We start from the raw sequence: 13,902 nt of genomic DNA, 5'->3' as shown, positions 1-13,902 counted from the left end.
GAAGTTAGCATGAAAATACTGGTGATCGGCCCGTCATGGGTGGGCGACATGATGATGTCGCAAAGTCTCTATCGCACGCTCAAGGCGCGCTATCCCCAGGCGATAATCGACGTGATGGCACCCGCATGGTGCCGTCCGCTGTTATCGCGGATGCAGGAAGTCAATGAAGCGATCGCGATGCCGCTTGGGCATGGCGCGCTGGAAATTGGCGAACGGCGCAAGCTCGGTCATAGCCTGCGTGAAAAGCGCTATGACCGCGCGTACGTCCTACCTAACTCGTTTAAATCGGCGCTAGTGCCGTTCTTTGCGGGTATTCCGCTGCGAACCGGCTGGCGCGGAGAAATGCGCTACGGCCTGCTGAATGACGCGCGCGTGCTGGACAAAGACGCCTGGCCGTTGATGGTCGAGCGCTACGTCGCGCTGGCTTATGATAAAGGCGTGATGCGCTGCGCCAAAGATCTGCCGCAGCCGCTGCTATGGCCACAGTTGCAGGTTAACGAAGGGGAGAAATCCCTGGCCTGCAACGCGTTTTCACTTTCCAGCGAGCGCCCGATGATCGGCTTTTGTCCCGGCGCTGAGTTTGGCCCGGCGAAACGTTGGCCGCATTATCACTACGCGACGCTGGCAAAACAGCTCATTGATGAGGGTAACCAGATTGTCCTCTTCGGCTCGGCGAAAGATAACGACGCCGGCAATGAGATCATCGCTTCACTGAGCGACGAACAAAAAGGCTGGTGCCGCAATCTGGCCGGGGAAACCCAGCTGGAACAGGCCGTCATTCTGATTGCCGCCTGCAAGGCTATCGTCACCAATGATTCCGGCCTTATGCACGTTGCCGCCGCGCTTAACCGCCCGCTGGTCGCGCTCTATGGGCCAAGCAGCCCTGACTTTACGCCGCCGCTTTCCAATAAGGCGCGCGTGATTCGCCTTATCACCGGCTATCACAAAGTGCGTAAAGGCGACTCCGCCCAAGGCTATCACCAGAGCCTGATTGATATTACCCCAGCCCGCGTGCTGGAAGAGCTCAATGCTCTGATGTCGAGCGAGGAAGCCTGACGCATGCGGGTTCTGATCGTCAAAACATCTTCCATGGGTGACGTGCTGCACACGCTGCCCGCACTCACCGATGCTATGCGCGCCATTCCTGGCATCCGTTTCGATTGGGTTGTCGAGGAGGGCTTCGCGCAGATTCCCTCCTGGCATGAAGCCGTCGATCGCGTAATACCGGTGGCGATTCGCCGCTGGCGTAAAGCGTGGTTCTCTGCGCCGATAAAAGCCGAGCGGAAAGCCTTTAAAGAAGCGGTTCAGGCCGTTGCCTACGATGCCGTCATTGACGCTCAAGGGCTGGTTAAAAGCGCTGCGCTGGTCACTCGCCTCGCCCATGGCGTCAAAAATGGCATGGACTGGAGCACCGCGCGTGAGCCGCTGGCGAGTCTGTTCTATAACCGTAAGCACCATATCGCTAAAGCGCAGCATGCCGTGGAACGTACGCGCGAGCTGTTTGCCAAAAGTCTGGGGTATGTCAAACCAGAAGCTCAGGGTGATTACGCCATTGCGCAACACTTTGTAAAACAGCAGACGTCTGAATCACAGCCCTACGCCGTATTTTTGCATGCGACAACGCGCGATGATAAGCATTGGACAGAAGCTCACTGGCGGGATCTTATTGCGCTGATACCGAAGACAGGGATTCGTATTAAGCTGCCCTGGGGGGCACCACATGAAGAGGAAAGAGCAAGAAGAATTGCGGAAGGGTTTGATAATGTCGATGTGCTGCCGCGGATGAGCCTTGAGGAAATTGCGCGCATCCTAGCCGGCGCAGAATTTGTGGTGTCGGTTGATACTGGTCTTAGCCATCTGACCGCCGCGCTCGATCGCCCAAACGTGACGCTCTATGGTCCCACCGACCCTGGCCTCATCGGCGGTTACGGCAAGAACCAGTTAACGTGCATTGCTCCGGAAGGTAAACTGCGGTTACTCACCGCTCAGCAAGTACTAAAACACCTACCTTCCGATGCATAAACCTTCGGCTCTGCACGCTTAACAGAACATGCAGAGCGTCGGTGAACTTACTGCAGGAAGGGTTTTACATGCACCATGATCTCTTCACAACTTACCTTCTCAAGCGCTGAACGGTACTTAATTTCATCCAGTGTTGTATAAGCTTTGTAAACCACCTTGTGCAATTGAGGGTCCTGATAGGGACCATAGAGATAAGGTGAAGTGATCACATACATACTCACCGTCGGTACTCGCATTGCCACAGCAAGGTGCATAGGGCCCGTATCTGATGTTACCAGCAGGTCCATATTCTTCACTTCCTGAATCAGCCCCTTGAGCGTCGTTTTACCGATAAGCGGTTTTACACGATCATGAAAGCGGCTATCCAGTTTTTGCAAAAATTCATCCTGCAGAGGCACTTCATTCGGGGCACCAATCAGGACGACACGCACGTCATCATGGGCAAACAGTTGGTTTGCGAAAGTGACAAATCGCTCAACAGGCCAGCATTTCTTAAAGGATGACGCTCCCATTTGAAAACCAATCCAGCGCAGCTGCGAATCTGCCTCACTCACCGTACGTTCAACAGGGAATGGCAGATGCATGCTGTTATCTGGTTTTTCATTCAGCAAAGGCATGATGAGCTCCAGCTTTCGCTGAATAGTATGCCCAACAAATTTGCTGATTCTGTTGGTCGCCCATTTGCTGACGAGCGGGATGTCCTGTTTATCGTTATCAACAAAGACATACTTCGTGCCAGCCATAATGGCGCTGAGGAAATCGTAAGGTGTATGGGAGTGAAGAATCACCGTCAGATCAGGCGTTCCACGCTTTTTGATCTCTTTAACTAACGCCGGGAGGGTTGTGAGCTTATTGTCCCACGAAATAAGATCGTCCCAGTCTCTCCCCCCCTTGAGGAAGTCATACATCTTTTTGTGGCATATCAAAGTGATTGCCGCAGAAGGATATGTCTGGCGAAGCGCATGAATTGCTGGAGAGTTCATCATGAAATCACCCAGCGCCGTTGAAGAATAAATCAGGATATTCTTCAGCTGACTTTTATCCTGATTTTCAAATTCTTGCTGACTAAAAGAAAAATCTTTCTTACGGGTATGTATCATTAAAAAAAGATTAACCAGTAATAGCTGAATTCTTTTTCTCAATGCTCTAATCATTAAATAAAACCTATTTAACCTATCGCCAGACAGAGATCAATTTAGCAACTTACCTATATCAATAAGTAAGCTTATGCTTCATCCGTTGCCGTATTTTTTCGCACCTGCTCCTGCAGGCTGACAAACCGCGTGAATACATCATCGACGCTAATGTTGCGAGCATCGTAATCTTTTCCTTGCAGCATCTCGTACGGCACTCCCCATGGGGTCCATAGCCATGCGGCTTTGTTGCCGAATAGCGCAACTACCGGTTTATGTACCCCAGCAGCAATATGCAAAGCACCGCCGTCGCTGGTCACAATCTGATCGCATAGCGACATACCGGCCATCAGTTCACGTACGGTGTTGGTTCTTACTGGAATAATCGGCAGATCGGCACACTGCTCGGTGATAAAGTTAGCCTTCTCGTCATCACCGGGATGTAATTTATTATCTGACTTTCCTGGAGACCAGAATAACAGGATATGACATGCCTGCTCGGCAGCAAGTTTATGCGCAAGCGCAACAAACTTTTCTTTTTGCCATTGTTGTTCTTCTCTTCGCGAGCTTATCTGCAACCCATAAACAGGCAGGTCATCCTGAGGAAAATCTATCTTTGCTTTTATGTCAGTCAGTTCTTTCGGCGTGACATACAGCTCCAGCGGGCCAGGTTTAGAAGTACAGCCTAGCGGTCCCGTTAATCTGTCCAGTAAATTGACCAGATGAAGCTGCTCCTGAGTTTCAGGAATAGCATCGGTGATAATATCAGGGCAGTCATTGCCAATCGCGATAATTCTTTTTGCGCCCGCTAATTTTGCCCACTGTAAAGGACGTTTATCCCAATGTTCTTTCGCAATAATCGCAACATCATATTTAGCACGGCGCAGATCAATAATCGTCTTCAGTCGCTGAAACAACACCTTAAGGCTAGATGTACCTTTAGAGCGATGATGTAGCTTACTGTATAAGAAAACTTTACCGACATGAGGGTTATTTTCGATGATCGATTGGTTGTAGGTGTTAACTAACAAATCAACCTTACAATTCATGTCTTTTGCAATAGTGGAGATCAGCGGCGTTGTCAGTATCAAGTCGCCAATATTATCTCTACGAATAATTAAAACTTTCATTTTTTCGCCTGTGATATTTTATTACTCGTAAAGATCAGGCCTAGCATTAAACCGGATAACGCAAGGTTTTGCTCAAGGAAGTGATCGCGCATCATGTTATCCACACCGCTACGGAACAAGAAGCTCACGGTGAAGAGAGATAAGTACAAACCCGGAATAATTAAATCACGCGAGAATGCACGCCAACCAATAAGGATCATCAGCAAGACGAATGCTAGCCAGTTGATAAGCCCAAGGACACCGTTCTGAAGCGTGACATCAATCAGCCCGTAGTGGCTGTTAGACTGTTGAATAATAGGGTCGTGATATTTTTCCTGCAGCAACACTAAGAATGCGTCTTTTCGCGGACCGGCGCCAAACGGGTGTTCCGCAATTAAATCAGTCCCTTGGCGGAAGAACGATGCTCGGCAGCTATTAGAATCATCCATTATACGGCCAGTACTGTCCTGCATTAACGGACCATCAAAACCGTTATAGCAACGGCTGTGCATACCCAGATCCCAGCCAGCGACCATATCCATACTCAGGCTTTTCCAGCGAGCATCCTGATGCCAGGAAGTGTAACCCACAATACCTACAACCATCGCTACCACTAACGCGGCCAGACTAAGCTTCGGCAAGTTCTTACGGCTAATCGCCTTCAAGGCAATAAAAACGCAGATAGAAATCGTGCTACCAATCAGGCCGATGGTGCCCCAACGAGTCTTCGCTAACGCAGAACAGATAAAGCACAGCAGAATAAAGGCTGCCATCAGTTTGTTGCTGAAGAGCAGATATTTGCGGCCCAGGAACAACCGGCAGGCAATTTCTGCCAGTAAAATGCCCGTTACCATGTTGATCTGGAAGCTCATCTCGGTACGAGTTGGCACGATCCACGTATGACCCCAGAGTATCGTGCCTGTCTTGATGTAAAAATAGATATTCTGCAGCAGGTGAATAAATAGAACCCCTAACGAACACAGAACAACTAAAGACATCACTTTATTGGTGGTTATATTTTTAAAGTGATATTTACAGATTGGGTACAAAAAAAGCCCAACAAAGAACAATAGCCCCGCTCGTAGGTATTGTCCCTGCCAACTGCGGATCATCTCTTTCACATCAACCGCAACAAATAGACCATTGACCAATGTGAATACGAGGAAAAGAAGAATTAAACCAATAGCATATTTTGCCAATCGACTAAGCTCAATATGCATATACTTTTTACGCACGCAAAAATATAGCGTTAGCGCAGTGCCTAAGTATATGAAAAGATTCCTATTAGTTGGCAGAATTGAATTCTGGATAGGCCAGACAAAACATAAAACACAAAAAGAAAATAACAACAAATAAGCTGCAATACCTTTAGATGGAGATTGCATTTGTGTGTTTGAATTCATATAAACCCTATTGGAACAAAATCCAGCACATATTTATAAATTAAAAATGCAAGAAGAGAAGTAGTGTAGTTTCGTTCCATGAAATACAAAATCCATTTACAAATCATTCTTTATAGCTAAAATTACAGTGATTTACGAATTGTCCTTTCGCGAATAAGTTTGGCTTTTCCTTCAACCTGCTCAATAAACGTATTTTCGTTCTTAATAATATCTTTCAGGCTACCATTGAAATATATCTTTAAAAATCGATAGTAGTCACGGGTTGTTAGGCCAATATTATCGGAGGAAAAATAAAGTCCGGTAAGATCTTTGTTACGCCAACGCAAAGGTACTTTATTTCTGATTTGCGCTCGATGCAGATCGATCACCGAGATTTTCAGATCATTGCCATTTTTCTCATCAAATGGGAGATGAAGTAAGAAATGACAAATATAGCAATCGCGGTGGTTAACGCCGCCAAGATGCATCGCCCGAACCATATTGGCTACACGTTGAATCAGCATTCTTTTTACGCGCGGCTGCGGAGGTTCCACACGCCACTTTGCACAATAATCTTCCAGGCTAATGGTCGGCGTTAAATCTTCGGTAATGATAAAGGAGGTTTTCTTAACAGGATTCCAGCCTGTTTCGCCAAATGCAACGCCATGCATCGTATCAACGCCCAAAGAAGCTAAACGGTGTATAGCATTCCACTCACGGTCAGCCCCGAGTACCGGCATACGCAGTGAAAGCAGATTCTTAATAACTTCTTTATAAGTAGTACCTCGGTGCCACTTCAAAAAATAGCTCTTATCAGCGACGCTAAAACGAAGTGTGCGACGGGTTTCTAGCTCCCGAAAGACCTCACCCTGAAGCTTTCTAACCTCGATGAATGGGTCTTTTCCCTTCCACAAAGTGGCAAAGGGTTCATGTAACTCAACCATGCAATTCACCTGTAATAATATCCGCAACATGTTCTGGCAGACTATAGAGATCCTGCGTATCCGCATAATACCGCGCTTTTTGCGCCCACTCTTCACGCAGTGAGCTATCCGTCAGGACTTTCTGCAACGCACCATCAAGCGCATTTTGCTCAAAAGGTTCACTAAACACGGCACCGCATCCTGCCGCCGCAACATGAGGCGCATATCCGCAAACCTCTGTTACGAGTACAGGCAAACCTGCCGCGATAGCTTCAACCAGTACAATTCCCGCGGCTTCCTGCTTCGCCGGATGTAATAACACATCCGCGGCCGCCATCAGATGAGCAACATCATCACGCCCCGCAAAGAAATGGACATTTTCTTTCACACCCAATTTTTCTGCCTGCGAAGCGAAGGTGCGCGGTTTATCCTGGCCGACAACAAAGAGCTGGGTTTGGCGACGAATAGCCTCAGGCAGTGCAGCGACAGCAGCAATTGAGCGGCTGACCCCTTTACGTGAGAAGTCAGAACCCACCTGCAGCAATAAAAACTGCTGCGGGGTGATACCGTTGGCTTCACGGTAGCGTTCACGACTGCCAGGCGGCTGATTGCTGTATTTTCTGTCGGGGTAGATACCGGGAGGAAGGAGCTGAAAGCGATCGTCTTCCGTATGGTAAAACTTTTTAAAATCAACAATTTGCTTTATTGTCAGCATCAGCAGCTTTGTCTTTACGCCAGGTTTAAACACCGCTTGCTCAAAGGCCGCATAGTGACGGTATCGTGCAGTTAAGCGATACAAAAATCCCTTTTCTTTCGAGACTTTAGCCGCATAACACACGTCGGCGGCGTAGTAGTAATCCAACCCCGGCATTTTGTTAAAGCCCAGCACGCGGTCTGCCGGATGTTGAGTTAAATGCTGTTGAACCCACGTTTGATACTGCTTATCTCGCCCATGGTTAGAATGCGCCGTCACCGGAACATCAACGCACTCAAACTCCGCCGGGCGTTCCCCTTGCCAGGCTCGCGTATAGACCCGGACATGATGTCCGCGCGCAGCAATCGTCTTAGCGATGCGCATAAAGTCGCGCTGTAATCCCCCATAGGGGAAATATTTGTACAGGCAGAGAGCAACAATCATTGTGCATTCACCTTGGCTTCTGGCGCTGCGCCATTGAGCACTTGTCTGGCCGCGTTAATAACATCCACCGCAGGGATCACTGACGGATATTTATAGCTGCGGTCCAGTCGCTCTCTTGGCGGTACTGGTTGATAGTGGCCGGCCCATAGCAGCGTGACATTTTCCGCCCATGGTCGCCACGCGATATGATCCGTTGCGCCAAATAGACAAATGATAGGGGTCTTCACCGCGGCTGAAATATGCATTGGAGCGGAATCAACGCCGATAAACAATGCCGCATGGTCAATGAGAGCCGCCAGTTCAGGAAACGTCGTTTTACCCGCCAGTGCGGTGACGGGAGGTAATTTGCATCCTTCCGCAATATCACGGATGCACTCCTGGTCATCCTTCCCTGGTCCAGAGGTCAGCACAACCGGATAACCCTGTTCCTGTAAGGCATCGATAACCTCGCGAAATTTCTCGTTATCCCAGCATTTAAAAATCTGACGTGCGGTTGGCTGAATAACGACATAGCGCTCACCCACATTGAGCTGTTCTAGCTGTTCATGGATGTTTTGCCAATGGGCAGGAGCATAGTTCATAGACAGTTCGCGATTGAGCGTGCTCAGCCCAAGCGGATTCAAAACCGACAGGTTACGTTCAACGATATGATCGCCAGTAATCGGCACAAGGTGCGTAAAGCTCTTCTGCCAGAAAGGTTTCTGGCGGTGCGGGAAATCAGGGGAAAGTTTTGTACCAGCCGACAAAAAACGGACCAATAGTGCAACCAGCCACTGATCGGTCAAGTTGATCACTAAATCATATTGGTTTTGGCGTAATTTTTTTATTAATGAAATGAAGTTAGCGATTTTCTTTTTTGTTGTGGCGTTTTTCTTACTGATTCCATACAGCGCATTAATTTCCGGATTTTCAGATAAAATCGGCTTTGTGTCTTCATAAAGGAGCACGTCGATTTTGGCATCGGGATAGTTACGTTTTAATGTACTGATGACGGGGGTTGTCAGCAGCATATCGCCATGAAAACGCATTTTAATGACCAGGATATTTCTGAATAACTTTTCCACAAGCGGCTCTTTTGTTGAGAGTGTCCGATACCGTTAAGCAAAAAAAAGCACGCTACCGCCCCAAGCTCAACAGTTGCCTGATTACTGATATCGCACTTAAATTTTGCGCGCTAGTGTACCACTTCTTTAGTGGCAATCCGATACGAATAAAAGTTAAGCACATTTTCTTTTAGTCTTTCCAATCAACTCATTAGCACAGATTGGTGTCGACCTCAGGACCAATCTTGTTATCTTCTTCAGCCCCTGACTTTAATTTCAAAGAGTTACGCAGGAATACAACATAATGGTCTATCACACGGTAGATTGACCACTTTAGCGCCTAATTGGTCCCTTAATGGCAAAAGTAATAGCAAAGCACCGGGTAAATACATAGAATCCCCAGCACATCCATTAGCCAGCTAACGCCCATGCTTGAGTTGCTCTACACCACATTGCTCTATCTTATTCAGCCTCTCATCTGGATACGGCTTTGGGTGCGCGGACGTAAAGCTCCAGCCTATCGCAAACGCTGGGGTGAACGTTATGGCTTCTACCGCCAGCCGCTTAAGCCTGGCGGCATTATGCTGCATTCGGTTTCCGTCGGTGAAACACTCGCCGCTATCCCTCTGGTTCGTGCGCTGCGTCATCGTTACCCTGATTTACCGATTACTGTGACCACGATGACCCCAACGGGTTCAGAACGCGTTCAGTCCGCTTTTGGCAAAGATGTTCAGCACGTCTATCTGCCGTATGATTTACCCGATGCGCTTAATCGCTTCCTCGATAAGATTGACCCTAAGCTGGTGCTTATCATGGAAACGGAGCTATGGCCGAACCTGATTGCCGCGCTGCATCGTCGCCATATTCCACTGGTCATTGCCAACGCCCGTCTTTCCGAGCGCTCCGCTGCTGGTTACGCAAAACTGGGCTCGTTTGTTCGTACGCTCTTGCAACGCATCACGCTGATTGCTGCGCAGAATGAAGAAGACGGAAAACGTTTTGTTGCCTTGGGGGCAAAAAACAATCAGGTCACTATTACCGGCAGCCTGAAGTTTGATATCTCGGTAACGCCACAGTTGGCGGCCAGAGCCGTCACGCTGCGCCGCCAATGGGCTCCGCATCGCCCGGTATGGATTGCCACCAGCACCCATGATGGCGAAGAGAGCATCATCATTGCCGCGCATAAAGCGCTGCTACAGCAATATCCCGATCTTCTATTGATTCTGGTGCCTCGTCATCCTGAGCGTTTCCCGGATGCCATCAACCTTACCCGTCAGGCAGGCCTGAGCTATACGACTCGCTCTTCCGGTGAAGTGCCTTCCGCCACCACTCAGGTAGTGATTGGCGACACGATGGGTGAACTGATGCTGCTTTACGGCATTGCCGATCTGGCGTTTGTTGGCGGTTCACTGGTTGAACGCGGCGGGCACAACCCGCTGGAAGCAGCCGCCCACGCGATTCCGGTGCTGATGGGGCCACACACCTTTAACTTCAAAGATATCTGCGCACGTCTGGAGCAGGCGAGCGGGCTAATTACCGTCACCGATGCCGCCAGCCTTGAGAAAGAAGTGGCTTCGCTGTTAGCCGATGAAGACTACCGTAGTTTCTATGGCCGTCATGCCGTTGAGGTTCTTTACCAGAATCAGGGCGCACTGCAGCGCCTGCTACAGCTTCTGGAGCCTTACCTGCCACCGAAAACGCATTGAGGATGACTATGCAAAAACGGGCGATTTATCCAGGCACATTCGATCCGATTACCAACGGTCACCTAGATATCGTGACCCGTGCAGCCTGCATGTTTGACCATGTCATCCTCGCTATTGCCGCCAGTCCCAGTAAAAAACCGATGTTTGATTTGAGCGAGCGTGTGGCGCTGGCACAGCAGGCCACGGCGCATCTTGCTAACGTCGAGGTGATGGGGTTCAGCGATCTGATGGCGAACTTTGCCCGCACGCAACAGGCCAACATTCTGATTCGCGGCCTGCGCGCCGTTGCTGACTTTGAGTATGAGATGCAGCTGGCGCATATGAACCGCCATCTGATGCCGGAGCTGGAAAGCGTCTTCCTGATGCCTTCCAAAGAGTGGTCATTTATCTCATCATCGCTGGTAAAAGAGGTAGCGCGCCATAATGGGGACGTTACCCACTTCCTGCCGGTGAACGTGCATCAGGCGTTGATGGAGAAGCTGAAGTAGGTATCGAGGTCGTTCCCGGCGGCGCTTCGCTTGGCCGGGCTGCCTGAATGAGTTACTTCTGGCACTGTTTGCAGTAAAACGTCGCCCGCTGCGCATGCTTGCTCGCCACAATCGGCGCCCCGCATACCCGACACGTTTCCCCTTTACGCCCATAGACCTGCAGCTCCTGAGCAAAATAGCCCGGTTTGCCGTCGCTTTGCAGGAAGTCTTTTAGCGTTGTCCCACCCTGTTCAATCGATCGCGCCAGCACGGCTTTGATCGCGCCGACTAACCGTTCACCCTCTTCTCTTGAGAGCGATGACGCCAGCCGATCCGGATGGATCCGCGCGGCAAACAGCGATTCGCTCGCGTAGATATTCCCCACGCCCACCACCAGCTTATTATCCATCAGCCAGGGTTTAATCGCCGTTTTCTTCTTCGCGCACTTCGCCAGCAGATAGTCGGAGTTAAATTCCGCACTCAGCGGCTCTGGGCCGAGATGAGCGAGCACGCTGTGCCCTTCCAGCTCCGTGGTCCATAGCCAGGCACCAAAGCGGCGTGGGTCGGTATAACGCAGTACTTTGCCGTTACTCATCACCAAGTCAACATGGTCATGCTTTTCAGCGGGCAGTTCTTCGGACAGGATACGCAGGCTACCCGACATTCCCAGATGGATAATTATCCAGCCGTCAGGGAGTTCCAGCAGAAGGTATTTAGCGCGTCGCTGAACGCTCAGGACGGGCTTGTCACTCAGGCGGTAGATTTCATCAGAGACGGGCCAGCGAAGGCGACCGTTGCGGATAACGGCGTATTGGATGGTCGCACCGACCAGGTGGGGTTCAATGCCCCGGCGGCTGGTTTCAACTTCGGGTAATTCAGGCATAGCGTCTCCGGCTTAAATACAGATCTCTCTATTATGGGGACGCGTAGAAAACAAAAAACCCCGCCGAGGCGAGGTTTTTCATGACATCGAAACTAAAATTATTTGATTTTAGCTTCTTTGTACAGAACGTGCTGACGGACAACTGGATCGAATTTTTTCAGTTCCAGTTTTTCCGGTTTAGTACGTTTGTTCTTCGTGGTGGTGTAGAAGTGACCTGTACCAGCAGAAGAAACCAGCTTGATTTTCTCGCGAATACCTTTAGCCATGATTTATTTCCTCGTTAAGTACTTAGTACTTTTCGCCACGGGCACGCAGTTCGGACAGAACTGTATCGATGCCTTTCTTATCAATAACACGCATACCTTTAGCAGATACACGCAGGGTGACAAAACGCTTCTCGCTCTCAACCCAGAAACGGTGAGAGTGCAGGTTCGGCAGGAAACGGCGTTTAGTCGCGTTCAGTGCGTGGGAACGGTTGTTACCGGTCACCGGACGCTTGCCAGTAACTTGGCAGACTCGGGACATGTCTATTCTCCAAAAATCAAATTAGCTCGAGCTTCGTATGGGGTATCGGCGCCTCGTCAGGCTTTACAGCCCGGTCATCGCATAGTTCTAAGTGAACTCTCGATTGCCAGGCCCAAATGCCAAACCCGAGATTCTCAAAGGTGGCGTAGTATACGCTGACACGAGGATATGCTCAAGTCCCGAACAGACAAAGATCCCGGTGGATCGCGTAATTATCCGCTAAATCCAGCCTCGTTCGGCAAAAGAAACATACTCACCGCGGCCAATAACCAGATGGTCGAGTACACGTACATCCATGAATTGGCAACATTTTACCACCCTTTCGGTGATAAGTCTGTCTGATTTACTCGGTTCGGCATTACCTGATGGATGATTATGCGCGAGGATCACCGCCGCGGCATTCACTTTGATGGCTTCTCGTACAATTTCTCGCGGATGCACCTCCACATGGCTCAACGTGCCGGAAAAAAGTCGGCTATGTTTCAGCACCTTGTGTTGGTTATCTAGGAAGATGACCACAAAGATTTCTCGCTCCTCATCCGCCAACTGACTTTGTAAAAATTCTCGCGTCAGTTCAGGACTTAGCAAAGAATCTTCTTCCAGCATCCTCACACTAAAGTATCGACGCGCCAATTCGGCAATCCCTTTCAGCTGCGCATATTTGGCAATCCCCATGCCATCAATCTGGGTCATCTCCGCTTGCGTTGCGGACAACAACCGATAAAGCGAGCCAAAATGCCGCAGCAGGTCGTGAGAATAGCGCATCACGCTTTTTTCACGCGTACCGGTTCGTAAAAACAGCGCCAGCAGCTCAGTATCCGATAGCGACTCTATTCCGTACCGCTGCATCTTTTCGCGCGGTAACATCACTTCTGCGCTTTCCATGGCGACCTCCTTCCAATAACTGCCGCCATGCTGTCACAACGCAAGCACTACTGCACGGCAGAGATAGCGCGCTTGCGTAGCCCCTCGCAAAGTGTCGATGTCACAGGCGCACGACCCCGGCGGGATTGTGATAAAATGCGCGAATTCTGGTGTCCCCCTAACAGGAAAGAATCATGATGAGCCTGGCCGGTAAAAAAATTGTTCTCGGTGTCAGCGGCGGCATTGCTGCCTATAAAACGCCGGAACTCGTACGTCGCCTGCGCGACCGCGGCGCGGATGTGCGCGTTGCCATGACGGAAGCCGCAAAAGCTTTCATCACCCCACTAAGCCTGCAGGCCGTTTCCGGCTATCCGGTTTCCGACAGCCTGCTCGATACCGCAGCAGAAGCGGCAATGGGTCACATTGAGCTGGGGAAATGGGCTGACCTCGTGATTCTGGCGCCAGCTACGGCGGACCTGATTGCCCGCGTCGCCGCAGGGATGGCAAACGACCTGGTCTCTACCATCTGTCTGGCAACACCTTCACCCATTGCCATCGCACCGGCCATGAACCAGCAGATGTATCGCGCCGCGGCCACCCAACACAATCTTGAGGTATTAGCCTCGCGCAATATGCTCATCTGGGGCCCGGATAGCGGCAGCCAGGCCTGCGGCGACGTCGGCCCAGGACGTATGCTCGACCCACTG

General features: G+C 50.1%; 15 protein-coding genes. 5 read left to right on the top strand and 10 right to left on the bottom strand.

Annotated elements, in window-relative coordinates:
• The first annotated feature begins 9 nt into the window (after nt 1-9).
• On the top strand, nt 10-1,056 hold the full coding sequence (gene rfaF / locus GKAS_RS12845) for an ADP-heptose--LPS heptosyltransferase RfaF (protein WP_035894692.1): 1,047 nt from the start codon (nt 10-12) through the stop codon (nt 1,054-1,056).
• Between the two features lie 3 nt (nt 1,057-1,059).
• Complete coding sequence (gene rfaC / locus GKAS_RS12840) at nt 1,060-2,022, top strand: lipopolysaccharide heptosyltransferase RfaC (protein ID WP_035894691.1); 963 nt, start codon at nt 1,060-1,062, stop codon at nt 2,020-2,022.
• Between the two features lie 47 nt (nt 2,023-2,069).
• Here the strand turns inward: rfaC and GKAS_RS12835 are convergent, their stop codons facing one another.
• From GKAS_RS12835 to rfaQ, 6 genes are all read right to left on the bottom strand, one after another.
• Nucleotides 2,070-3,176, bottom strand: coding sequence for a glycosyltransferase family 9 protein (locus tag GKAS_RS12835; protein ID WP_051910762.1), 1,107 nt, complete (start codon nt 3,174-3,176; stop codon nt 2,070-2,072).
• 71 nt (nt 3,177-3,247) lie between these two features.
• Nucleotides 3,248-4,285 carry a glycosyltransferase family 9 protein gene (locus tag GKAS_RS12830; protein WP_035894690.1) on the bottom strand — a complete coding sequence of 346 codons (1,038 nt, stop codon included), beginning with the start codon at nt 4,283-4,285 and terminating at the stop codon, nt 3,248-3,250.
• Nucleotides 4,282-5,667: an O-antigen ligase family protein gene (locus GKAS_RS12825; protein WP_051910761.1), complete on the bottom strand. Its 1,386-nt coding sequence runs from the start codon at nt 5,665-5,667 to the stop codon at nt 4,282-4,284. The genes GKAS_RS12830 and GKAS_RS12825 overlap by 4 nt, the downstream gene beginning before the upstream one ends.
• 122 nt (nt 5,668-5,789) lie before the next feature.
• Nucleotides 5,790-6,590 carry a lipopolysaccharide core heptose(I) kinase RfaP gene (gene rfaP, locus GKAS_RS12820; protein WP_035894687.1) on the bottom strand — a complete coding sequence of 267 codons (801 nt, stop codon included), beginning with the start codon at nt 6,588-6,590 and terminating at the stop codon, nt 5,790-5,792.
• Entirely contained in the window at nt 6,583-7,707 is a 1,125-nt protein-coding gene (locus GKAS_RS12815) for a glycosyltransferase family 4 protein (RefSeq protein WP_035894686.1), read from the bottom strand. Before GKAS_RS12815 ends, rfaP begins: the two co-directional genes overlap by 8 nt.
• Nucleotides 7,704-8,771 carry a lipopolysaccharide core heptosyltransferase RfaQ gene (gene rfaQ / locus GKAS_RS12810; protein ID WP_035894684.1) on the bottom strand — a complete coding sequence of 356 codons (1,068 nt, stop codon included), beginning with the start codon at nt 8,769-8,771 and terminating at the stop codon, nt 7,704-7,706. The genes GKAS_RS12815 and rfaQ overlap by 4 nt, the downstream gene beginning before the upstream one ends.
• Before the next feature lie 407 nt (nt 8,772-9,178).
• On the opposite strand from rfaQ, the gene waaA reads away from it, so the two are divergent.
• The gene (gene waaA / locus GKAS_RS12805; RefSeq protein WP_035894683.1) at nt 9,179-10,456 is read left to right on the top strand and encodes a lipid IV(A) 3-deoxy-D-manno-octulosonic acid transferase; all 1,278 of its coding nucleotides are present in this window, start codon (nt 9,179-9,181) and stop codon (nt 10,454-10,456) included.
• Between the two features lie 8 nt (nt 10,457-10,464).
• Entirely contained in the window at nt 10,465-10,944 is a 480-nt protein-coding gene (gene coaD / locus GKAS_RS12800) for a pantetheine-phosphate adenylyltransferase (protein WP_035894711.1), read from the top strand.
• Between the two features lie 52 nt (nt 10,945-10,996).
• Here the strand turns inward: coaD and mutM are convergent, their stop codons facing one another.
• The 4 genes from mutM to radC form a co-directional block, all read right to left on the bottom strand.
• On the bottom strand, nt 10,997-11,806 hold the full coding sequence (mutM, locus tag GKAS_RS12795; protein WP_035894682.1) for a bifunctional DNA-formamidopyrimidine glycosylase/DNA-(apurinic or apyrimidinic site) lyase: 810 nt from the start codon (nt 11,804-11,806) through the stop codon (nt 10,997-10,999).
• Between the two features lie 98 nt (nt 11,807-11,904).
• Nucleotides 11,905-12,072 carry a 50S ribosomal protein L33 gene (gene rpmG / locus GKAS_RS12790; protein WP_003024094.1) on the bottom strand — a complete coding sequence of 56 codons (168 nt, stop codon included), beginning with the start codon at nt 12,070-12,072 and terminating at the stop codon, nt 11,905-11,907.
• Between the two features lie 22 nt (nt 12,073-12,094).
• On the bottom strand, nt 12,095-12,331 hold the full coding sequence (gene rpmB, locus GKAS_RS12785; protein ID WP_002436699.1) for a 50S ribosomal protein L28: 237 nt from the start codon (nt 12,329-12,331) through the stop codon (nt 12,095-12,097).
• A 219-nt stretch (nt 12,332-12,550) separates the two neighbouring features.
• Nucleotides 12,551-13,216 carry a RadC family protein gene (gene radC / locus GKAS_RS12780; protein WP_035894681.1) on the bottom strand — a complete coding sequence of 222 codons (666 nt, stop codon included), beginning with the start codon at nt 13,214-13,216 and terminating at the stop codon, nt 12,551-12,553.
• A gap of 176 nt (nt 13,217-13,392) precedes the next feature.
• Between radC and coaBC the strand changes: the two genes are divergently transcribed.
• Nucleotides 13,393-13,902, top strand: a 510-nt coding sequence (gene coaBC / locus GKAS_RS12775; RefSeq protein ID WP_156105151.1) for a bifunctional phosphopantothenoylcysteine decarboxylase/phosphopantothenate--cysteine ligase CoaBC, incomplete at its 3' end; no start/stop codon positions are given.

It is taken from the genome of Kluyvera ascorbata ATCC 33433, assembly GCF_000735365.1.
GTDB classification, from domain to species: domain Bacteria; phylum Pseudomonadota; class Gammaproteobacteria; order Enterobacterales; family Enterobacteriaceae; genus Kluyvera; species Kluyvera ascorbata.
Note: the sequence above shows the minus strand (reverse complement) of the source record. Positions and strands in the feature narration are given on the sequence as shown.

What these genes read in the sequence shown, in the direction of transcription:
- rfaF (WP_035894692.1), top strand. Translation starts at nt 10, where the DNA reads ATGAAAATACTGGTGATCGGCCCGTCATGGGTGGGCGACATGATGATG.
- rfaC (WP_035894691.1), top strand. Translation starts at nt 1,060, where the DNA reads ATGCGGGTTCTGATCGTCAAAACATCTTCCATGGGTGACGTGCTGCAC.
- GKAS_RS12835 (WP_051910762.1), bottom strand. Translation starts at nt 3,176, where the DNA reads ATGATTAGAGCATTGAGAAAAAGAATTCAGCTATTACTGGTTAATCTT.
- GKAS_RS12830 (WP_035894690.1), bottom strand. Translation starts at nt 4,285, where the DNA reads ATGAAAGTTTTAATTATTCGTAGAGATAATATTGGCGACTTGATACTG.
- GKAS_RS12825 (WP_051910761.1), bottom strand. Translation starts at nt 5,667, where the DNA reads ATGAATTCAAACACACAAATGCAATCTCCATCTAAAGGTATTGCAGCT.
- rfaP (WP_035894687.1), bottom strand. Translation starts at nt 6,590, where the DNA reads ATGGTTGAGTTACATGAACCCTTTGCCACTTTGTGGAAGGGAAAAGAC.
- GKAS_RS12815 (WP_035894686.1), bottom strand. Translation starts at nt 7,707, where the DNA reads ATGATTGTTGCTCTCTGCCTGTACAAATATTTCCCCTATGGGGGATTA.
- waaA (WP_035894683.1), top strand. Translation starts at nt 9,179, where the DNA reads ATGCTTGAGTTGCTCTACACCACATTGCTCTATCTTATTCAGCCTCTC.
- coaD (WP_035894711.1), top strand. Translation starts at nt 10,465, where the DNA reads ATGCAAAAACGGGCGATTTATCCAGGCACATTCGATCCGATTACCAAC.
- mutM (WP_035894682.1), bottom strand. Translation starts at nt 11,806, where the DNA reads ATGCCTGAATTACCCGAAGTTGAAACCAGCCGCCGGGGCATTGAACCC.
- rpmG (WP_003024094.1), bottom strand. Translation starts at nt 12,072, where the DNA reads ATGGCTAAAGGTATTCGCGAGAAAATCAAGCTGGTTTCTTCTGCTGGT.
- rpmB (WP_002436699.1), bottom strand. Translation starts at nt 12,331, where the DNA reads ATGTCCCGAGTCTGCCAAGTTACTGGCAAGCGTCCGGTGACCGGTAAC.
- radC (WP_035894681.1), bottom strand. Translation starts at nt 13,216, where the DNA reads ATGGAAAGCGCAGAAGTGATGTTACCGCGCGAAAAGATGCAGCGGTAC.